The 19,309-nt window shown below is 67.6% G+C and carries 17 protein-coding genes; 10 read left to right on the forward strand and 7 right to left on the reverse strand.

Translation table 11 applies throughout. The annotated features are described in order from the left end of the window. Positions 1-20 precede the first annotated feature (20 nt). Together AC06FA_RS11790 and AC06FA_RS11795 are read left to right on the forward strand one after the other, a co-directional pair. A complete protein-coding gene (locus tag AC06FA_RS11790; RefSeq protein WP_478068454.1) occupies positions 21-2,408 on the forward strand; it encodes a GH92 family glycosyl hydrolase in 2,388 nt (795 codons plus the stop codon). A 170-nt stretch (positions 2,409-2,578) separates the two neighbouring features. Then, positions 2,579-3,325: an SGNH/GDSL hydrolase family protein gene (locus AC06FA_RS11795; protein WP_478068455.1), complete on the forward strand. Its 747-nt coding sequence runs from the start codon at positions 2,579-2,581 to the stop codon at positions 3,323-3,325. 12 nt (positions 3,326-3,337) lie between these two features. On the opposite strand, the gene AC06FA_RS11800 is transcribed toward AC06FA_RS11795, so the two are convergent. Next, positions 3,338-4,213 (reverse strand): LysR family transcriptional regulator, encoded by an 876-nt coding sequence (locus AC06FA_RS11800; protein WP_478068456.1) that lies wholly within the window; start codon positions 4,211-4,213, stop codon positions 3,338-3,340. A 106-nt stretch (positions 4,214-4,319) separates the two neighbouring features. On the opposite strand from AC06FA_RS11800, the gene AC06FA_RS11805 reads away from it, so the two are divergent. Further along, complete coding sequence (locus AC06FA_RS11805) at positions 4,320-5,444, forward strand: agmatine deiminase family protein (RefSeq protein WP_478068457.1); 1,125 nt, start codon at positions 4,320-4,322, stop codon at positions 5,442-5,444. 10 nt (positions 5,445-5,454) lie between these two features. Here the strand turns inward: AC06FA_RS11805 and AC06FA_RS11810 are convergent, their stop codons facing one another. Continuing rightward, entirely contained in the window at positions 5,455-6,000 is a 546-nt protein-coding gene (locus AC06FA_RS11810) for a thioesterase family protein (RefSeq protein ID WP_478068458.1), read from the reverse strand. Between the two features lie 69 nt (positions 6,001-6,069). Between AC06FA_RS11810 and AC06FA_RS11815 the strand changes: the two genes are divergently transcribed. The 5 genes from AC06FA_RS11815 (at position 6,070) to AC06FA_RS11835 (ending at position 9,350) form a co-directional block, all read left to right on the forward strand. Next, on the forward strand, positions 6,070-6,645 hold the full coding sequence (locus AC06FA_RS11815) for a TetR/AcrR family transcriptional regulator (RefSeq protein ID WP_478068459.1): 576 nt from the start codon (positions 6,070-6,072) through the stop codon (positions 6,643-6,645). An 80-nt stretch (positions 6,646-6,725) separates the two neighbouring features. Beyond that, a complete protein-coding gene (locus AC06FA_RS11820; RefSeq protein WP_478068530.1) occupies positions 6,726-7,106 on the forward strand; it encodes a VOC family protein in 381 nt (126 codons plus the stop codon). A 29-nt stretch (positions 7,107-7,135) separates the two neighbouring features. Continuing rightward, the gene (locus AC06FA_RS11825; RefSeq protein ID WP_478068460.1) at positions 7,136-7,873 is read left to right on the forward strand and encodes a hypothetical protein; all 738 of its coding nucleotides are present in this window, start codon (positions 7,136-7,138) and stop codon (positions 7,871-7,873) included. A gap of 37 nt (positions 7,874-7,910) precedes the next feature. Then, positions 7,911-8,798 (forward strand): hypothetical protein, encoded by an 888-nt coding sequence (locus AC06FA_RS11830; RefSeq protein ID WP_478068461.1) that lies wholly within the window; start codon positions 7,911-7,913, stop codon positions 8,796-8,798. 30 nt (positions 8,799-8,828) lie between these two features. Beyond that, positions 8,829-9,350 carry a hypothetical protein gene (locus tag AC06FA_RS11835; RefSeq protein WP_478068462.1) on the forward strand — a complete coding sequence of 174 codons (522 nt, stop codon included), beginning with the start codon at positions 8,829-8,831 and terminating at the stop codon, positions 9,348-9,350. 39 nt (positions 9,351-9,389) lie between these two features. On the opposite strand, the gene AC06FA_RS11840 is transcribed toward AC06FA_RS11835, so the two are convergent. After that, positions 9,390-11,498, reverse strand: a complete 2,109-nt coding sequence (locus AC06FA_RS11840) for a TonB-dependent receptor family protein (RefSeq protein ID WP_478068463.1) — start codon at positions 11,496-11,498, stop codon at positions 9,390-9,392. A 181-nt stretch (positions 11,499-11,679) separates the two neighbouring features. On the opposite strand from AC06FA_RS11840, the gene AC06FA_RS11845 reads away from it, so the two are divergent. Beyond that, positions 11,680-12,348 (forward strand): GAD-like domain-containing protein, encoded by a 669-nt coding sequence (locus AC06FA_RS11845; protein WP_478068464.1) that lies wholly within the window; start codon positions 11,680-11,682, stop codon positions 12,346-12,348. Positions 12,349-12,552: 204 nt separating this feature from the next. Here the strand turns inward: AC06FA_RS11845 and hutU are convergent, their stop codons facing one another. Genes hutU through hutI form a run of 4 tightly spaced genes read right to left on the reverse strand, consistent with a single transcriptional unit; the run spans position 12,553 to position 17,829 of the window. Beyond that, positions 12,553-14,220, reverse strand: coding sequence for a urocanate hydratase (gene hutU / locus AC06FA_RS11850; protein ID WP_478068465.1), 1,668 nt, complete (start codon positions 14,218-14,220; stop codon positions 12,553-12,555). Next, positions 14,217-15,071 (reverse strand): N-formylglutamate deformylase, encoded by an 855-nt coding sequence (gene hutG, locus AC06FA_RS11855; RefSeq protein ID WP_478068466.1) that lies wholly within the window; start codon positions 15,069-15,071, stop codon positions 14,217-14,219. The genes hutU and hutG overlap by 4 nt, the downstream gene beginning before the upstream one ends. Next, positions 15,068-16,609, reverse strand: coding sequence for a histidine ammonia-lyase (gene hutH / locus AC06FA_RS11860; protein WP_478068468.1), 1,542 nt, complete (start codon positions 16,607-16,609; stop codon positions 15,068-15,070). Before hutH ends, hutG begins: the two co-directional genes overlap by 4 nt. Then, the gene (gene hutI, locus AC06FA_RS11865) at positions 16,606-17,829 is read right to left on the reverse strand and encodes an imidazolonepropionase (protein ID WP_478068469.1); all 1,224 of its coding nucleotides are present in this window, start codon (positions 17,827-17,829) and stop codon (positions 16,606-16,608) included. The genes hutH and hutI overlap by 4 nt, the downstream gene beginning before the upstream one ends. 67 nt (positions 17,830-17,896) lie before the next feature. Between hutI and AC06FA_RS11870 the strand changes: the two genes are divergently transcribed. Then, a complete protein-coding gene (locus AC06FA_RS11870) occupies positions 17,897-19,267 on the forward strand; it encodes a formimidoylglutamate deiminase (RefSeq protein ID WP_478068470.1) in 1,371 nt (456 codons plus the stop codon). Positions 19,268-19,309: the final 42 nt, after the last annotated feature.

A 19,309-nucleotide genomic window follows, 5' to 3' on the forward strand; every position in this document is an offset into this window, starting at 1 on the left:
GCCTTCCACTGGAGTTGTCGATGTCCCGTTCGTTGCTGGTCGTCGTTTCCGCGGTGTTGACGTTGTCCCCGCTGCCGCTGCTGGCCGCCCGGGCGCCTGCACAGGACCTGGCCGCCGAGGTCAATCCTTTCATCGGCACCACCAACGCCGGCAACGTCTACCCCGGGCCGACGGTGCCCTTCGGGATGGTGGCCTTCAGCCCGGAGATGACCGCACTGCCGGGCAAGCGCTTTCCCATCGCCGCCCCCGGTGGCTACGAGTGGCGCAGCAACGGCGTGCGCGGTTTCAGCCTGACCCACGTCAACGGAACCGGCTGCACCGGTGCCAGCGGCGATATTCCGCTGATGCCGGTAACGCTGCCGGTGGAACTGTCGCCGTCATCGGCTGATGCCGGCATGCGTTACACCAGTCTGCTGGACCACCGTAAGGAATCGGCCAGCCCCGGCGCCTACACACTTACCCTCGACAACGGCGTGGCGGTCAGCCTGGCGGCCACGGCGCGTACTGCGGTCGGGCAGTTCCAGTTCCCGGCCGACAAGCCGGCCAACCTGCTGTTCCGTACCTCCGACAGCGAGGTGGGCAGCAGCGATTCGACCATCATCATCGACCCGGCCACGCGCACCGTGCGTGGTTCGGTCACCAGCGGCAACTTCTGCGGCTACCTCGCCGAGGACCGCCGTGAGAGCTACTACACCCTGCATTTCGTCGCCGAGTTCGACCAGCCGTTCGAAGTGGGCGGCACCTGGCGCGATGACACGGTGCAGGCCGGCGCGCGCGAGGGGGGCGGGGGCACCACCTATGGCAGCAAGGGCCACCCGCCGGCCGGCAAGGGCGCCGGTGGCTGGATCCGTTTCGATGCCACGCGCACGCCGGTGGTGACCGCGCGCATCGGTATTTCCTATGTGGATGAAGCCGGCGCGCGGGCCAACCTGCGCCGCGAGAGTCCGCAGGGCACCACCGTGGCCGCCACGCAAGCCGCCACGCGTGCGAAGTGGAACGATCTGCTGGGCCAGGTGCGCGTGCAGGGTGGAACGCCCGATGAGCGGACCGTGTTCTATACCGCGCTGTACCACGCCATGCTGGCGCCCAACCTGCACAGCGATGGCGACGGGCGTTACCGTGGCATGGACGGCAATGTGCATGCCCTGGCCAAACGGCAGCAGGCGCAGTACGCCAATTACTCGGGCTGGGATGTCTATCGTTCGCAGTTGCAGTTGCTGACCCTGCTGCAACCGCAGGTGGGCTCGGACGTGGCGCAGTCGCTGCTCAACCAGGCCGAGCAGAATGGCGGGGTGTGGGATCGCTGGACCCACATCACCGGCGCCACCGGCGTGATGAACGGCGATCCGTCGCCGCCGTCGCTGGCGGCCATCCATGCATTCGGCGGCCGAAACTTCGATCTGCAACGCGCCTACGCTTCACTGAAAAGGGCCGCGACGGTGCCCACCGCGCGCGATCTCGACACGCGTGGCTGCCCGGTATTGTGCGTGGGCCAGCGCCCGGGCCTGGACCGGTGGCTGGCGCTGAACTACATGCCCGAAGGGGCACCGGGGTGGGGGAGCGCGGCTGATACGCTGGAAATGGTCAGCGCCGATTTCGGCCTGTCCGAACTGGCGCTGGCCGCCGGTGATGCGCAGGGGGCGCGCCAGTTCCGTGAGCGCTCCGGTTGGTGGCGCAATCTGTACAACCCGAAGGCTACCGCGCAGCAGGGCTACATCCAGCCGCGCAATGCAGATGGCAGCTGGCCGCCGTTCGACCCGGCCGCCGACGAAGGTTTTGTCGAAGGCAGCGGTGCGCAGTACCTGTGGATGGTGCCGTTCGATCCGGCCGGACTGTTCGAGGCACTGGGTGGTCGGGAGGCCAGCATCGCGCGGTTGGACGCATTTTTCCGCAAGCCCGACGGTACGTGGGCAGTGACCAAGTCCGGCCCGCTGCACGCCGAGCTGGACAACGAACCGTCCATCGCCGCGCCGTGGCTGTACAACTTTCTCGGCCAGCCGTGGAAGACCCAGGAAACCGTGCGGCAGGCGATGCGCCAGATCTGGACCAACACGCCCGAGGGCATGCCCGGCAACGATGACCTCGGCCAGATGTCGTCGTGGTACGTGTGGTCGGCACTGGGCCTGTACCCGGTGTACCCGGGCCGCGCGGACCTGGTGATCGGCAGCCCGCTGTTCACCGAAGCGGTGATCACCCGCCCGGGCGCGAAGATCGTGGTGCGTGCACGCGGCGCAGCGATGGATGCGCCGTACGTGCAGTCGCTGCGGGTGGATGGCAAGGCCAGCAACGCAAGCTGGCTGCCAGCAAGTTTCGTGCAGCGCGGCGGTACCCTGGACTTCGAGCTGGATACCACCAAGAACGAGCAGTGGGGCGCGCAGGACGTTCCACCCTCGCATGGGCCCCACTGATCGATGCCCTGTGAGGATGAACCACCGGTAGATCCACGCCATGCGTGGATGAAGTGCCCCGACCGTGCTGGCCTCACCGTGCAACAGGCAAACGGCAGCCAGAGTCTCCAGGAACAACAATGATCCACTTTCTACGCACCCGATGCTGCGCCACCGCAGTGGCCCTCGCCATGAGCGCCACCTGCGCGCAGGCGCAGCCGCCCGTGGCGATCAATCCAATGCTGGTGAAGCCCGTGGACCAGCTCCGCCCGGATGAGGTGCGCTCCATGCAGCAGCGCCTGTCCGACTGGCCGGATCTGGGCCGCTACCGTGAAGCCAATGCGCGCGTGCCCGCCAAGCAGGCCGGCGTGCCGCGCGTGTTGTTCTTCGGCGATTCCATTACCCAGGGGTGGGGCGAAAAGGATCCCGCAGCGTTCTTCCCCGGCAAGGGCTACCTCAACCGCGGTATCAGCGGGCAGACCACGCCGCAGATGCTGCTGCGCTTCGGCCAGGATGTGATCGCGCTGCAGCCGGACGTGGTGATCATCCTTGCCGGTACCAACGATATCGCCGGCAACACCGGCCCCAGCACGCAGACGATGATCGAAGACAACCTGCACGCGATGGTCGACCTGGCGCGGGTGCACGGCATTCGCGTGGTCGTGGCCTCGGTGCTGCCGGTCAGTGAGTACCCGTGGATGCCCGGCATCGAACCGGCGCCGAAGGTGCGCGCCCTGAACGCAGCGCTCAAGCAGTACGCCGATGCGCAGGGGCTGGTGTACCTGGACTATTACTCGGTCTTGGCCAATGCCGCCGGTGGCCTGGATCCTGCCTTGGCCGCCGATGGCGTGCACCCCACCGCGAAGGGCTATGCGTTGATGGCGCCATTGGCTGAGGCCGCCATTGCGCGCGCGTTGGCCGAAAAGCCACGCCGCTAGCCTGCGCGCTGCTCAGGCGGTGCCGTCCTCGCGGGCGGGCAGTTCTGCGCACAGCCACTGGCAGAAACCCAGAACCAGCGCATCGTGCGCGCTGTCGTCGTGCACCAGCCAGCTCCACTGTGGTCCGCGCACATGGCCAGGGTCGAGCGCATGCAGCAGCCCGCGCTCGCGCGCAGCGGCCGACAGCAGCTCGCTGACCAGGCCAATGCCGAGGCCCTGGCAGGCCGCATCCAGAAGCTGCCCGGGCTCGGAAAAATTCATGCCGTCGCTGCGCTGGCCAACGTCATCGCCGCCCTGCACCTGCCATTGGCTCCAGTCCATTTCGCGCTCCCCATGCAGGGTCAGGCGCTGTGCGCTGGGGCGCGACATCAGGTCCGGATGGCAGGCGGGGTACAGCCGGTCCTGCAGCAGCACGCGGAACTGGCACTCGGCCTGTGCCTGCAGGTCGTCACGCACCGCGATATCCACGGTCTGGGTGCTCATGTCCGGCGGCTCTTCGCTGGTCAGCAGCCACAGGTCGGCTTCGGGAAAGCGCTCGGCGAAGGCGGCCAGCCGCGGCACCAGCCAATGGCGGGCGAAGGCAGGCGTGGTGTTCACGATCAGCTGGTTGGGCTTGCGGTATTGATCGAGCCGCCGGATGCCACTGGCCAGTTGCCACAGCAGGGCCTGGGTGGTTTCCAGCAGATCCATGCCGGCATCGGTCAGGGTCACGCTGCGCCCCTGGCGGAAGAACAATGGCTGCTGCAGGGTCTCTTCCAGGCCGCGGATCTGCTGGCTGATGGCCGATTGGCTCAGGTGCAGGGCCTCGGCGGCGCGATGGAAGCTGCCCAGCCGGGCAGCGGCCTCGAACCCCCGCAGGGCCGTGAGTGAGGGCCAGTGCTTGAGCATTTCAGATAAGCAGAAGTAATCAGGATGCCGCTGAATTTATCGTTTGTGCTTAACAGTGGGCAAGCGCAGCATGCATTTCATCCCTTGCGCCTTCCCGGAGCCCGTCATGAACACCCGCCGTCATTTCCTGAACCAACTGGCCGGCGCTGCCGGTCTGGGCGCCCTCGCGGCGCTGGGCCTGGGCGGCACGGCCACGCGTGTGCAGGCATCGACGGCGTCGGGCTGGCGCATGCCCGACGAGCATGGCCCGCAGGAACGGGTGTTCCTGGCCTTCGCCGCGCAGCCACGGGTCTGGGGGGCGCAGGCCGGTGCCGTGAACGAGGCCATCGCTCGCCTGGCACGCACCATCGCGCGTTACCAACCGGTCAGCGTGCTGTGCCGACCGGCCGATCTGCCGTTGGCGCAGGCACGTTGCGGCCGCGACAACATCGCGTTCCTCGACGTTGCGCTGGATGACATCTGGGTGCGCGATTACGGCGGCTGTTTCGTTACCGGTGCGCGCGGCGAACTGGGTCTGGTCGACTTCAACTTCAACGGCTGGGGCGGCAAGCAATCCGCACGCAACGATGGCGCGGTGGCGCCCTGGCTGGCAGATGCCACCGGCGCCACCCTGCTGGAAAGTGATCTGGTGGGCGAGGGCGGTGGCATCGAGGTCGATGGGCACGGTACGGCCATCCTCACCGAAAGCTGCTGGGTGAACCGCAACCGCAATCCAGGCTGGTCGCGTGCCGATATCGAAGCCGAACTGAAACACCACCTTGGCCTGCGCAGGATCATCTGGCTGCCGGGCATTGCCGGTGAGGACATCACCGATGCACACGTGGATTTCTACGCGCGCTTCGTGCGCCCGGGTGTGGTGATCGCCAATCTGGACAACGACCCGGAATCCTACGATTACGCGCTGACCCGCGAGCATCTGCAGATGTTGCGCCAGGCCACCGATGCCGACGGCCGCAGGCTGCAGGTGCATACGCTGCCGCCGCCGCTGCAGGGGCGCAACAACGTGCACACCCGCAGCAATGATGATCTGGCGCGTGGCTACATCAACTACCTGCCGATCAATGGTGCCGTGATCGCGCCACAGTTCGGCGATGCCAAGGCCGATGGTTACTGCCGTGAACTGCTGCAGGACCTGTATCCCGGTCGCACCATCGAGCAGGTGGACATCGATGCGATTGCCGGGGGCGGCGGTGGCATCCACTGCGTCACCAAGAACATGCCGCAGGTCTGAGCGGCGCTGCTCAGCCGTCGTCGCGCTTCAACGCGGCATCAGCCGCCAGCAGCGCTTCGGCGGCTGCACTCAGCGGCGGCGACGGCGGTGTGGTGCTGCCAATGGCGTCCATCATGCGTTCCATGCCGACGAACGCGCGCGCGCGCCGGTCGTAGATGCCGGTGACCAGCAGCGCCCGCGTGGCGACCTTCTGCTCCGGCCCGATCAGCACGCGCTGTTCCATGATCACCCGCGTGCCGACCCAGCCGGCCAGCCGCGTTTCCAGCGTGTAGCGCTGGAACGGGCGCAGTTCGCGGCGGAACTGGATGGTGCCGGCACCGACGATGGGCGCCCACTTCTCGCGCAGCGCCACTTTGCCTAGGCCCATGCGCAGGATCAGGTCCAGCCGGCCCAGATCGAAGATGTTCCAGTAGCGGCCATTGGTCATGTGCAGGTTGCTGTCCAGGTCGTTGGGCAGCACGCGGAACTGCAGGCGGGACACCCCGAACGGGGCATCCAGGCGCGGGCGGAACAGGCTGCACAGCAGCAGATGAAGCAGGCGGAACCAGAGATTCATGACTATGACGACTGTTATAGAACCGATGTTACGCTAATCTATGACGACTGTCCTAGCAAGGAGCGCAGCATGAGCCCACGAGCGAGCGATGCCCCCCAGCGTGTCATCGACGCGGCGGCGCAGATGCTGGCGCGGGTCGGGCTCAATGCCACCAGCATCCGTGAGGTCACCAAGCTGGCCGACGCCCCGTTGGGGTCGACCTATCACCACTTCCCCGGCGGCAAGCAGGAACTGCTGGCCAAGGCCACCACGGTGGCGGGTGACAAGGTGGAAGCCCTGCTGCTGGAGTTGCTGCGCGACGGCGCCGCACCTGGCCTGGAGCGATTCCTGGCGATGTGGCGCGAGCGCCTGCTGCGCTCGCAGTTCCGCGCGGGCTGCCCGGTGCTGGCCGCGGCGGTTGAAGAGCCCGTAGAGGCGGTTTCCAGCCAACCGCGCGCAGCGGCGGCCGAGGTGTTCGCCCGCTGGCAGAGCCATCTGGCCCAGGCCTTCATCGGCGACGGTCATGCGCCGGAACAGGCGGCCGGCCTGGCCAGCCTGGTCATCGCCAGCGTGGAAGGTGCGGTGGCGATGAGCCGCGCGCTGCAGGACATCGCCCCGTTCGATCAGGTGGCTGCGCAACTGCTGAAGGCGGCGCGCGCTGGTTGAACAGCGCCACGCCGCCACCGCGCTGTTTCGCGGTTAGAATCGGCCATCACCACCACCGCGTGCCCGGCAAGGATGTCCGCATGCTGCACCACCTCTCCCTGGGTGTCCGTGATCTGGATGCCGCCGCGCGTTTCTACGATGCCGCTCTGGCGGCGCTCGGTTTCCGCCGCGTGTTCGAGGATGACGAGGCGATCGGCTACGGCCTGATCGATGATGAAGACATTCTGTGCCTGAAGCAGCGCGATGATGCGTTGGTGCCCGGGCCGGGCTTCCATCTGGCGTTTGCCGCACCGTCGCGCGAAGCGGTGGATGCGTTCCATGCCGCAGGGCTGGCCACCGGCGGGCGCGACAATGGTGCGCCTGGCTTGCGTACTGATTACGGCGATCGCTACTACGCCACGTTCGTCGTCGACCCCGACGGTCATCGCATCGAGGCCGTCTACAAGGGGGCAGCGCCTTGACCTCGCGGCGGCGATTCAACGCCCGTCCGTTGAAATTCCCCATTACCCGCCGCGGTGAAGTGCTGAGTGCCCGCCGGCAACTGCAGCGCCACGGCTGGCCGCGATTGCAGATGGCGGCCATCGTGCTGCTGACCGGTGCAGCAGGCTTCCTGGCGGCGCATGCGCTGCGCCTGGCAGGCATGGAAATGATGCTGCTGCGCTACCCGATGGCGGTGCTGTTGGCGTACGGCGTGTTCCTGCTGCTGATGTGGTTGTGGATCCGCTGGCGCTGGGACGCCGTGGATGGCGCGCCGGACGTCGGTGGCGGCGGTGGTTCCGCACGCGATGCGCAGGGCCCGTCGTGGGGCGGGCAGGGCGGTCAGTCCGGTGGTGGCGGGGCATCGGCATCGTGGGCGGAGGGCTCGGGTCGCTCGGTGATCGACAGCGACGGTGCCTCCCTGCTGGACGCCGCAGATGGCGAGGCGGGTCTGCCCCTGCTGGCGCTGCTGGGCATCGTCGCCGTGGTCGGCAGTGCAGTGCTGGCCACTGCCTGGGTGGTGTGGTCGGCACCGCTGCTGATGGCCGAGCTGCTGGTGGATGCCGCGATTGTCGGTGGGCTGTACCGGCGCATGCAGGGCATGCAGGCGCAGGGCTGGTGGCGCCTGTGTGTGACCCATACCGTGTGGCCGCTGGTGGGGCTGCTGGTGTTCTTCGCCGCACTGGGCTGGCTGGCGCAGACGCTGGCGCCCGATGCGGTCACGCTGATGCAGGTCGCCCGCGCGCTGTAGCGTGGCGCAACGATTGCAGGACGGAGCAGGGAGGAACATGCACGCACGCATCATCTGCAAGCGCATCGTGTGCTGGGTCGTGGCCATGCTGGCGGTGGTGCTGCTGGTCGAGCGCGTGTGGCAGGCGCCAGCGGTGCGGATCGGTCCAGTGCCCGTCGTGCTGGGCACTGCGCAGATGCAGGCCGAGGTGATGGCGCTGGCTATCCGCCAGGTGCGTCCCCCCTTTCCGCCGATGGCCCCGCCGCCCCTGATCGTGAGGGCGTTGTCGATGCAGGAGGCCGCAACCTTGCCGCCCCGGCCCGTGCCGCGTAGGCAGGCAGCAGTTCCAGCGCCATCGGCGAACGTGGCCACGCTCGCCGGCCCCGGGGCTGCAGTAAAGGATGTCGGGCGCTGGCGGCCACCGCGACAGCCCACGCTGGATACCCCGGCGCCTTCCTGGGCCAGGGTGATGGAGTGGACGCTGCCCTTCTGCCGGCAGCGCCGCGCCATGACCGATTGCCAGGATGATGCTCCGCTGGCCCGCTTCCCCGATGATGAAGGTGCGGCGCTGTTCCGGCTGCGGCAGGAGCTGGAGGCTGCGCAGGGCGCCGCCAACGCGCGGCGTTCGCGCGTACCCGAGCAGGCACTGGCGGGTGTGCAGCGGATGACCCATCAACAATTGCAGAAGATGAAGGTGGAGCGCGGGCCGGGCTGCAACCGGGACGTGACGCAACAGCAGTTGCAGATCGTTTCGCTCTCACGCCCGGTGTTCAGTATCGACGGGCAGTGGGCGATGATTTCGGTGGTCAGTGGCAGCTGCTTTGATGGATTTGGCATCCGGGAAAAGTTCCTGCTGCACCGTGAGGATGGCCGCTGGGTGTTTGAGCGGGCGGACTGGGGCGGCGGCGTGCGCAGCAGCCCTGGCACATGGCCCTACACGTGGTGAACAGATCAATTGACAGGAAGGAGACGCGACATGGATATCGCAATGCACAGCAACAGCATCTGGCTTCGATGGACGTTGGGGGTGGTTCTGGCGCTGCTGCTGCCGTTCACCGTCCTGGCACAATCGTCGCCTCCCGCTGCGGTGCCGGCCACCGAAGCGGCGACCGCCAGCGAAGAGGCGAAATGCCGTGCCTGCAGCTACGAACGCATCGGGCGCAAGGTGGATATCGCCCTGGTGGCCGTGATGGCCGCGTTGATCATCGGCATGCTGGTGGCCGTGTCCCGTGAGTGGGGAACTCCCTCGCAGCGTTGGACCTGCCGCAGCACGGCCCTGTTCCTGGCGGCCATGGGCCTGGTGTTCGTGTGGCGCGCCGGCAGCGTGCTCTACCTGGGCTACAACCCCTGGCAGGAGGTGCCGCCGGTGGTTGAGGCCGGGTGGGTCAACGGCCTGCTGACCACGTCGCCGCGCTGGCTGATGGCCCTGCTGTTGATCGCCGCAGCGCCGCTGATCTGGAAGCGCAGCGAGCGCCTGCCACGCTGGCGCATCGCCTGAGGCAGCGCCGGGCAATGCCCGGCGATGTCCCGCGCGTGTTCAGTCGAAGCGCCAGCGCATGCCCGCGTACACGCCACGGCCTTCGCCCGGCGTCGAGCGGGCTACGTCCTTGCCGGCGTCGTCATAGCCGGGCGTGACCGTTGCCGCGTAATGGCGGTCCCCGATGTTGCGCACTTCGGCCCAGGCCTGCCAGTGGCCACTGGGGGCGTCATAGCCAACGCGGCTGCCGAAGATCACATGGCTGTCGGCCCAGTAGCTGTTGGCATAGTCCACCGCGATGCGCGAGGCATACTCGGTGTTCAGCGCCGCGTACACGCCCGAGGCGTGGTCGAAACGCAGTTCAGCCTGGTAGCTGTGCTGCGGCAGGCCGGGCAGGCGGTTGCTGCCGAAGCGTGCATCGTGGCGGTAGCGGAAATCGCTGAAGGTGTAGGCCTGGCGCAGCGACAGCCGGCCCGGTAAGCCCTGCCACAGGGTGCTGTCCAGGCCGGCTTCGATGCCGCGGTGCACGGTGGGGCTGGCATTGTTCTCGGCAATGAACAGGTTCGGCACCGGCTGCAGTTCCACCGTCAGCAGTTCGTGGTTCACGTGCGCGTAGTAGCCGGTCAGCTCCCAGCGCCCCAGTGCGGCGTCACCGCGCGCGCCCAGTTCCAGCGTGGTGGCGGTCTGGTTCTGCATCGGCACCGGGCTGCGCTGGCGGCCGGTGGACGGCCCGTTGCCCGCAGCGAAGTACTGGTTCGAACCCCAGATCATCGACCACGGGTGCGGCGCTTCCACCGAACGGCTCAGGTTGCCGAACCACTGCGTCTGCGCGCTGTGCTGCCAGGTAAAGCCCAGGCGTGGCGCGTAGTCCCAGTCGTGGTCGCGCAGGCGGCCACCGCTGCTGGGCCAGGTCACCTGCACGTCGCGCTGGGTGTTGACCAGGGCCAGCCCGGTCTGCATGCGCAGGCGCTCGTTCAACGCCAGGGTATTGCCGATGTGCAGCGTGCTGTCGGTGCCGTGGTGGCGGAAGTCACGCGTGCGCGTGCCGGCGGCGTAGCCGTTGCTGGCAAAGCGCAGCGACTCGCGCACGTCGGCTTGAAGATCGTGGGTCACGCGCAGGCCGACCGTGGTTTCGCTGTCCCGCCCGAACAGCCGGTGGCGATGGCGGTAGTCCAGCGTGGCATTCAGATTGGCGTAGTCCAGCTGCTGGCGGTACAGGCTTTCGTTCAAGTCCATCGGATATTTGTGATAGACCAGCCCGGCCTGCAGCGAGGAATCCTCGTCGATCTGCAGCGTGGTCATGTTGCCGATCCAGGTGCTGCCCGGCTGTGGGCGGCGCGCATCAATGGCCAGGTTGGCGGCGTTGGCCGCACGCGGGTCGTTGCGGATCTGCGCGCGGGTCAGGCGGCCCGGTGTTTCGTGATCGGTCTCGCGGTAGCGCACGAAGAAGCGGGTCTGCAGGTCGGGGCTGATCTGCCAGCCGATGTTGGCCATCGCGCCCTTGCCCTCGCCACGTGCGTGATACTGGTAACCGTCGAACTCGGTATCGGTATAGGCGAGGAAGTAATCGACATCGCCGCTGACGCCGCCCCAGCTGATGCCGCGCTTCTGGTAGCCACGGCTGCCGGCTTCGTAATGCAGCTGCACGCCCGCCGAATCGCGGCCGCTGCGGCTGACGTAGTCGATCGCACCGCCCAGCGCCAACGCACCGCGCTCGAAACCATTGGCGCCGCGCAGCACTTCCACCCGCGACAGCCACAGCGGTTCCAGCAGTTCGTAGGGCGTGCCGCCCGCGCCGGTCAGCGGCAGGCCATCGAGGGAAACGGCGATGCCCGAGGCGTGCGCGCCGGGCCCGCGGTTGATGCCCGAACCGCGGATCGACACCTTGGTGCCTTCGTTGCCCGGCGACTGCGCGCTGATACCCGGTTGGTAGGCCAGCACATCGGCACTGCTGGAAAGCCGGCTGTCAGCCTTGGCCACGTCAATGACATTGCTGGCACCGGGCACGCGCTTCAGCGCCGCGCCCGCCTGCGCGCTGGCATCGGCAGCGGTCACCTGCACGGCATCGAGGGTGGTGGCCTGCGGGGCGGCATTGGCCGTGGCAGCGAGGCTGAAGGACACGGCCAGGAACAGCAGGGACAGGGTAGGGCGGTAAGACGGAAGCGACATGCAGGCAAGCTGTAAACCACGAAAGTGGCGCGCAAGTTAACAGTTCGCGCGCCTCACGTCACCCACCGGCAGCGTATGGCCTGCCCGGTCTGTCGCGAACGCCCCTTAAACCCTGCCGACACATCAGCTACAAAAGCGCCATCAGTCCGCGCTGCCGACATGGCCGTGCAAGGGAAGAACAATGGAAGACGATCAGGATTTCGCACTTTTCATCGAAAACTTCGGCGAGGCGACGGCACACGACCCTGTGCCGGAGGCAAGTTTCCGCAGGTGGGCGGGCATCCTGCCCGAATCGCTGTTGCGCTATTGGCGGCGTGATGGATGGGCGAACTATGGCAACGGACGCTTGTGGACGGTGAACCCGGAAGACTACGAAGACCAGGTACACACGTGGTTGGAGAAAACGCCCTTTCCCCAGATCGATTCCTACCACGTGTTCGCCCGGAGCGGGTTCGGAAGGCTTTACCTGTGCGGCGAAGCATCAGGTGTCGGTGTGAGCATCGATCCGATCCGCGGTGAAGTATTCGCTCTCCAGAACCGCCTGAGATTGAAGTCTCTCGCGCAGCAGGAAGGTGGCATCAAGGCCTTCTTCGCCTGCGCCGAGCCCGACGACTTCGATCTGCTGGATGCGGACGAGGCACTGCTCTTTGCCAGGGCCATGAGCACATGCGGCCCCTTGCAGGCAGACGAGATGTATGGCTTCGAACCGGCGCTGGTCTGCGGTGGCGAGGTTGCCCTTGGCAACCTGCGCAGGCTCAAGCTTCAGCCCCACCTGCACATGCTGAGGCAGTTCGCCGCGCCTGCGTTTCCACGCTATGCGATTGATGCGAAGCCGCTGGCCCGGAAATGATTGTGCGGGGGCAGCCTTGTAGAGTCGAGCTTGCTCGACTGGCCTTTCCCAGGACGGCGGGAAAAGCAGTCGAGCATGGCTCGACTCTACATGCGACTGCGTTTCCACGCTATGCGGTCGATGCGAAGCCGCTGTCCCGGAATTAATTGCGCGGGGGCAGCCTTGTAGAGTCGAGCATGGCTCGACGCTACATGCGATGTTCGATCAGCGCAGAATCCCCGGCAGATCCAAACCCTTCTCCTTCGCGCATTCCACCGCAATCTCATACCCCGCATCGGCATGGCGCATCACGCCGGTGGCCGGGTCGTTCCACAGCACGCGGCCAATCCGCTTCGCCGCCGCTTCGGTGCCGTCGCAGACAATCACCATGCCCGCATGCTGCGAGAAGCCCATGCCCACGCCGCCGCCATGGTGCAGCGACACCCACGTGGCGCCGCTGGCGGTGTTCAACAGGGCATTGAGCAGCGGCCAGTCGGACACCGCATCGGAGCCGTCGGCCATCGCTTCGGTTTCGCGGTTCGGCGAGGCCACGCTGCCGCTGTCCAGATGGTCGCGGCCGATCACCACCGGCGCCTTCAGTTCACCGTTGGCCACCATCTCGTTGAAGGCCAGGCCCAGGCGATCGCGGTCGCCCAGGCCGACCCAGCAGATGCGTGCCGGCAGCCCTTGGAACTTGATCTTCTCGGCGGCCATGTCCAGCCAGCGGTGCAGGTGCGGGTTGTCCGGAATCAGTTCCTTCACCTTGGCATCGGTCTTGGCGATGTCGTCCGGATCGCCGCTCAGTGCGGCCCAGCGGAACGGGCCGATGCCGCGGCAGAACAACGGGCGGATATAGGCCGGCACGAAGCCGGGGAAATCGAAGGCGTCTTCCACGCCTTCCTCCAGCGCCATCTGCCGCAGGTTGTTGCCGTAATCCACGGTCGGCACGCCCAGCGCGTGGAAACCGAGCATGGCGCGGATATGGTTGGCCATCGATTCGCGCGCGGCTTTTTCCACGTCCTTGGGCGCGGAAACGCGCTTCTGGTCCCATTCCTCCACCGTCCAGCCCTGCGGCAGGTAGCCGTTCACCGGGTCGTGTGCCGAGGTCTGGTCGGTCAGCAGGTCCGGCTTCACCCCGCGGATCAGCAGCTCGTCCAGCACGTCGGCCACGTTGCCCAGCAGGCCCACCGACAGCGGCTTCTTGGCCGTGCACGATTCCGCGATCAGGCGCAGCGCTTCGTCCAGGTTGTCGGTCCAGGTATCCAGGTAGCCGGTGCGCAGGCGCATGTCGATGCTGCTCTTGCGGCATTCCACGGCCAGGCACGAGGCACCGGCCATCACCGCGGCCAGCGGCTGCGCGCCGCCCATGCCGCCCAGGCCGCCGGTGAACAGCCACTTGCCGGCCAGGTTGCCGTTGTAGTGCTGGCGGCCCATTTCCACGAAGGTTTCGTAGGTGCCCTGCACGATGCCCTGCGCGCCGATGTAGATCCAGCTGCCGGCGGTCATCTGGCCGTACATGGCCAGGCCCTTCTTATCCAGCTCGTTGAAGTGGTCCCAGTTGGCCCAGCGCGGCACCAGGTTGGAATTGGCGATCAGCACGCGCGGTGCATCGGCGTGGGTGCGGAACACGCCCACCGGCTTGCCCGACTGCACCAGCAGGGTCTGGTCATCGTCCAGCCGCTTCAATGTTTCAACGATGGCATCGAAGCTTTCCCAGTCGCGCGCGGCGCGGCCGATGCCGCCGTACACCACCAGTTCCTGCGGGCGCTCGGCCACGTCCGGGTGCAGGTTGTTCATCAGCATGCGCAGCGGCGCTTCGGTCAGCCAGCTCTTGGCATTCAGCGTGGTGCCGGTCGGCGCGGTGATGGTGCGGCTGGGGTCGTTGCGGGTCATGCGGCGCTCCGGTTCGTAGCGAATTCAAGGCAGGCGGTGAGCACCTGCGCCAGGGTGTGGCGCAGCGGTGCAGCGTGATCGGGGTCCAGCGGGGTGGGCCAGCTGTGCTCGTCCACCTGGCCGGGCAGCGGCTCGTGCATGTAGCCGCGGCAGGCCAGTTCCATCTGCAGCGAATGCACGCCGCCGGGGATGTCGCTGTAATGCCGGGTGATCCAACCGCCCTTGAAGCGGCCGTTGCGCACCTGGCTCATGCCGCTGATCTTCAGCAGGTTTTCCACCACATCGCTGAGCGCGTTGTCGCAGGACGTATCTGGCGCGCCGGACGGACCGGCGGTGCCCAGGTTGAACTGCGGCAGTTCGCCCTCGAACAGATGCGGGATATGCGAACGGATCGAATGCGCGTCGTACACCACCACCGTGCCGTGCTGCGCGCGCAGACGCGCGATCTGTGCGGCCAGTTCATCGTGGTAGGGCGCGAAATACGTGTCGCGGCGGCGCGCGATTTCCGCTTCGTCCGGCTCGCGACCTGCGTGGTACAGCGGCTGGTTGTCGAAGGTGGTCAGCGGGCACAGGCCGGTGGTGTTCTGGCCCGGGTAAAGCGAAACGCCGCTGGGGTCGCGATTGAGGTCGATCACCGAACGCGAGATGGCCGAACGCACCGTGGTCGCGCCCATGCCGCGCGCGAAATCGTACAGGTCGTGCACCCACCAGTCCGCATCGCGCCGCGCCAGCCAGGGTGAGTGGTAGTCATCCATCAACTCGTGCGGCAGTTCGCTGCCGGTGTGCGGGAAGCTGACGATCAGCGGGGCATCGCCCTCGTGCACCGTCAGCCAGTCGGGGCGGGCACTCATGCCTGCGGCTCCACGGTTGGCAAGACGTCGGCCAGGCCCTTTGCCAGCGCACCGCTGCGCACCAGATCGGTGGCGGCCACCATGTCCGGGTGGAAGTAGCGATCCTCTTCCAGCGTGGGCACGTGCGCGCGCAGGGTGTTGCGCACGGTTTCCAGCGCGGCGCTGGAGCGCAGGGGCGCGTGGAAATCGCAGCCCTGGGCGGCGGCCAGCAGCTCGATGCCGATCACGTTGGCCGCGTTCTCGGCCATCTGCAACAGGCGGCGCGCGCCGTGCGCGGCCATCGACACATGGTCTTCCTGGTTGGCCGAGGTCGGGATGGAATCAACACTGGCCGGATAGGCACGCTGCTTGTTTTCCGAGACCAGCGCGGCGGCAGTCACCTGCGGAATCATGAAGCCGGAATTCAGGCCGGGGCGCGGGGTCAGGAACGCAGGCAGGCCGGACAGCGCAGGGTCGACGAGCATCGCCAGGCGGCGCTCGCTGATCGAACCGATCTCGCACACGGCCATCGCCAGCATGTCGGCGGCAAAGGCCACTGGCTCGGCGTGGAAGTTGCCACCGGACAGTGCCTCGCCGGTATCGGTGAACACCAGCGGGTTGTCGGACACGCCGTTGGCTTCGATTTCCAGCGTGGTGGCGGCCTGGCGCAGGATGTCCAGCGCTGCGCCCATCACCTGCGGCTGGCAGCGCAGGCAGTACGGGTCCTGCACGCGTACATCATTGTCGCGATGCGATTCGCGGATGTCCGAACCCTGCATCAGCGTGCGCAGGGTCGCGGCGGTGGCGATCTGCCCGCGCTGGCCACGGATGGCGTGGATACGCGGATCGAACGGCGTATCCGAACCCTTGGCCGCTTCCACCGACAACGCACCGGTGACCAGCGCGGCCTGGAACACGGTTTCGATCTCGAACAGCCCGGCCAGCGCATACGCGGTGGAGAACTGGGTGCCGTTGAGCAGGGCCAGGCCTTCCTTGGCGTCCAGTTCCACCGGCTGCAGGCCGGCACGTGCCAGGGCATCCTTGGCCGGCAGACGCGCATCGGCGACAAAGGCCTCGCCCACGCCCAGCATCACGCTGGCCAGGTGCGAGAGCGGCGCCAGATCGCCGGATGCACCCACCGAGCCCTGCGCGGGGACCACCGGCAGCACGCCCTTCACCAGCATGGCTTCCAGCAGCAGCAGGGTTTCTTCGCGCACGCCCGACGCACCCTGCGCCAGGCTGACCAGCTTCAGCGCCATCATCAGCCGCACCACGCTGGCCGGCATCGGTTCGCCCACGCCCGCGGCATGCGACAGCACGATGTTCCGCTGCAGGGTGGCCAGGTCTTCGCGCTCGATGCGCACGCTGGCCAGCTTGCCGAAGCCGGTGTTGATGCCATACACCGGCGCGCCCTTGGCGACGATGGCGGCCACGGCGGCGGCACTGGCGCGCACCACCGGCAGCGCGGCCGGGTCCAGTGCAAGCGGCGCGCCGCGGTAGACCTGCCGCCACTGGGCAAGGGTGACATGGCCGGGGCGAAGAACCAGGGTGTTGCTCATGTGTTGCTCCAGGAAGCAGGCAGGTCGGGCTGCCCGCGCACCACGCGCGCGTGCAGCGGGTTGAATCCCATGCGATAGACCAGGTCGGCCGGTGCGTCGATGTCCCAGATCGCCAGGTCGCAGTCCATGCCCACGGCCAGGCGGCCGATGCGTTCGCTGCGGCCCAGCGCGCGCGCCGCTTCACGGGTGAAGCCGGCGATGCATTCGTCCACGGTCAAGCGGAACAGGGTGGCGCCCATGTTCATCGCCAGCAGCGGGCTGGTCAGCGGCGAGGTACCGGGGTTGCTGTCGGTGGCCAGGGCCAGCGGCACACCGGCCGCACGCAGCGCGGCAATCGGCGGCAGGGTGGTATCGCGGGTGAAATAGAAGGCGCCGGGCAGCAGCACGGCCACGGTACCGGCGGCCGCCATCGCGTCAATGCCGGCCTGGTCCAGATGTTCGATATGGTCGGCCGACAGCGCGCCGAAGCCGGCGGCCAGTTCGGCGCCATGCTGGTTGCTCATCTGTTCGGCGTGGATCTTCACTGCCAGCCCGTTCGCGCGGGCGGCCTCGAACACCTGCCGCGCCTGTGCGGGCGAGAAGGCGATGGTCTCGCAGAACACGTCCACTGCGTCGGCCAGGCCTTCGGCGGCGATGGCCGGAATCATCACCTCGCACACCTCATCGGTGTACTCCTGCGCCTGCCGGCCCGGCGGCACCGCGTGCGCGCCCAGGAAGGTGGTGGCCACGTTCACCCGGCATTCCTCGCCCAGCGCACGCGCCACCTGCAACTGTTTGCGCTCGTCGGCCAGAGTCAGGCCATAGCCGGATTTGATCTCGACCGTGGTCACCCCTTCGGCCCGCATCGCCAGCAGGCGCGGGCGGCTTTCGGCGGCCAGCTGCTCCGCACTGGCGGCACGGGTGGCGCGCACGGTGGAGACGATGCCGCCGCCGGCGCGGGCGATATCGGCATAGCTGACGCCCTGCAGGCGCTGCTCGAATTCGTTGGCGCGGTTGCCGGCGTAGACCAGGTGTGTGTGGCAGTCGATCAACCCCGGCGACACCCAGCGGCCCTCGCCATCGAAGCGCGTGGTCGGGCGCAGGTGGGCATCGCTGCCGGCCGGGCCGATGTGCGCGATGCGGCCGCCGGCGCAGGCCAGCACGCCATCGCGGATGATCCCCAGGCCCTCGCCATCGAGGGTCATCAGGTGGACATTGGACCAGAGGGTGTCGACGTGCATGGCATCCAGTACGCGGCTGTGCTTATATGTCTATACAATATAAGCGTCCCTTTCGGGTTGTCCAGCCATGTCCGATTCGCGTTCCCCTGCCGCTTTCCACGTCGCCCATGCCTTGCTGGCCGACGGCTGGGCCCGTGATGTGCGCCTGCAGGTGCAGCACGGGCGCATTACGGCGATCAGCACGGGGCAGGGCGCGGAAATGGGCGACACCCGCATCGGCATCGCCGTGCCGGGCCTGCCGAACCTGCACAGCCACGCCTTCCAGCGCGGCATGGCCGGGCTGACCGAGATCGGCGGCGGCGATGGCGACAGCTTCTGGAGCTGGCGTGAGCTGATGTACCGCTTCCTGGCCCACCTGCGTCCCGATGCCGTGCAGGCCATCGCCGCCCAGGCGTACATGGAAATGCTGGAAAGCGGCTTCACCCGCGTGGGCGAATTCCATTACCTGCACCACGACGCCGACGGCCAGCCGTTTGCGAACCGTGCCGAGATGAGCGCGCGCATCGCCGCGGCGGCGGCGCAGACCGGCATCGGCCTGACCCTGCTGCCGGTGTTCTATGCCCATGCCGATTTCGGCGGCGCGCCGCCCAATCCCGCGCAGCGCCGCTTGATCCACGACGTGGACGGTTTCGCGCAGCTGCTGGATGCGGCGAAGCCCGCCCTGGCCACGCTGCCCGATGCCGTGCTGGGCATCGCACCGCACAGCCTGCGTGCCGTGACCGGCGAAGAGCTGGGCGGGCTGCTGCCGTTGACCGATGGCCCCGTGCATATCCATATCGCCGAACAGGTGCGCGAAGTCGACGCCTGCCTGGCCTGGAGCGGTCAGCGCCCGGTGCAATGGCTCTACAACCATGCGCCGGTGGACGCGCGCTGGTGCCTGGTGCATGCCACCCACATCACCGACGACGAGCGCGCCGCGATCGTGGCCAGCCAGGCGGTGGCCGGGCTGTGCCCGATCACCGAGGCCAACCTGGGCGACGGCCTGTTCCCGATGCAGGCATTCGCGCGCGAGGGCGGGCGCTTTGGCGTCGGCTCCGATTCCAACGTGCTGATCGACGCGGCCGAAGAGCTGCGACTGCTTGAATACGGCCAGCGCCTGAGCCTGCGCGGCCGCAACGTGCTGGCGCCCGATGCCCGCCGCAGCAGTGGCCGTTTCCTGTTCGACGGCGCCCTGCACGGCGGTGCGCAGGCGCTGGGCGTGGCCGCCGGGCTGCAGGTCGGCGCCAGTGCCGATCTGCTGGAACTGGACGCCGCGCACCCGGCCCTGCAGGCGCGACAGAATGACGCATGGCTTGACAGCTGGGTCTTCGCTGCACGTAATGGCGCGCTGCGTTCGGTCTGGCGCCATGGCCGCCAGGTCGTGGCCGACGGCCGCCACCTGCAGCGCGAGGCCATCAGCACCGCCTTTGCCGCCGCGTTGCGTGGCGTGCTGGGCTGATCGCCTCCCTGTTTGTCGAGATCCTCATCGAGACCCCCGCCC

This window comes from Stenotrophomonas sp. Steno-C17 (genome assembly GCF_056393165.1).

Coding starts and splice junctions, on each gene's coding strand:
- hutU (WP_478068465.1), bottom strand. CDS start 14,220: ATGACCCGCAACGACCCCAGCCGCACCATCACCGCGCCGACCGGCACC.
- AC06FA_RS11835 (WP_478068462.1), top strand. CDS start 8,829: ATGGATATCGCAATGCACAGCAACAGCATCTGGCTTCGATGGACGTTG.
- hutH (WP_478068468.1), bottom strand. CDS start 16,609: ATGAGCAACACCCTGGTTCTTCGCCCCGGCCATGTCACCCTTGCCCAG.
- hutI (WP_478068469.1), bottom strand. CDS start 17,829: ATGCACGTCGACACCCTCTGGTCCAATGTCCACCTGATGACCCTCGAT.
- AC06FA_RS11815 (WP_478068459.1), top strand. CDS start 6,070: ATGAGCCCACGAGCGAGCGATGCCCCCCAGCGTGTCATCGACGCGGCG.
- AC06FA_RS11800 (WP_478068456.1), bottom strand. CDS start 4,213: ATGCTCAAGCACTGGCCCTCACTCACGGCCCTGCGGGGGTTCGAGGCC.
- AC06FA_RS11810 (WP_478068458.1), bottom strand. CDS start 6,000: ATGAATCTCTGGTTCCGCCTGCTTCATCTGCTGCTGTGCAGCCTGTTC.
- AC06FA_RS11820 (WP_478068530.1), top strand. CDS start 6,726: ATGCTGCACCACCTCTCCCTGGGTGTCCGTGATCTGGATGCCGCCGCG.
- AC06FA_RS11870 (WP_478068470.1), top strand. CDS start 17,897: ATGTCCGATTCGCGTTCCCCTGCCGCTTTCCACGTCGCCCATGCCTTG.
- AC06FA_RS11845 (WP_478068464.1), top strand. CDS start 11,680: ATGGAAGACGATCAGGATTTCGCACTTTTCATCGAAAACTTCGGCGAG.
- AC06FA_RS11795 (WP_478068455.1), top strand. CDS start 2,579: ATGAGCGCCACCTGCGCGCAGGCGCAGCCGCCCGTGGCGATCAATCCA.
- hutG (WP_478068466.1), bottom strand. CDS start 15,071: ATGAGTGCCCGCCCCGACTGGCTGACGGTGCACGAGGGCGATGCCCCG.
- AC06FA_RS11830 (WP_478068461.1), top strand. CDS start 7,911: ATGCACGCACGCATCATCTGCAAGCGCATCGTGTGCTGGGTCGTGGCC.
- AC06FA_RS11840 (WP_478068463.1), bottom strand. CDS start 11,498: ATGTCGCTTCCGTCTTACCGCCCTACCCTGTCCCTGCTGTTCCTGGCC.
- AC06FA_RS11790 (WP_478068454.1), top strand. CDS start 21: ATGTCCCGTTCGTTGCTGGTCGTCGTTTCCGCGGTGTTGACGTTGTCC.
- AC06FA_RS11805 (WP_478068457.1), top strand. CDS start 4,320: ATGAACACCCGCCGTCATTTCCTGAACCAACTGGCCGGCGCTGCCGGT.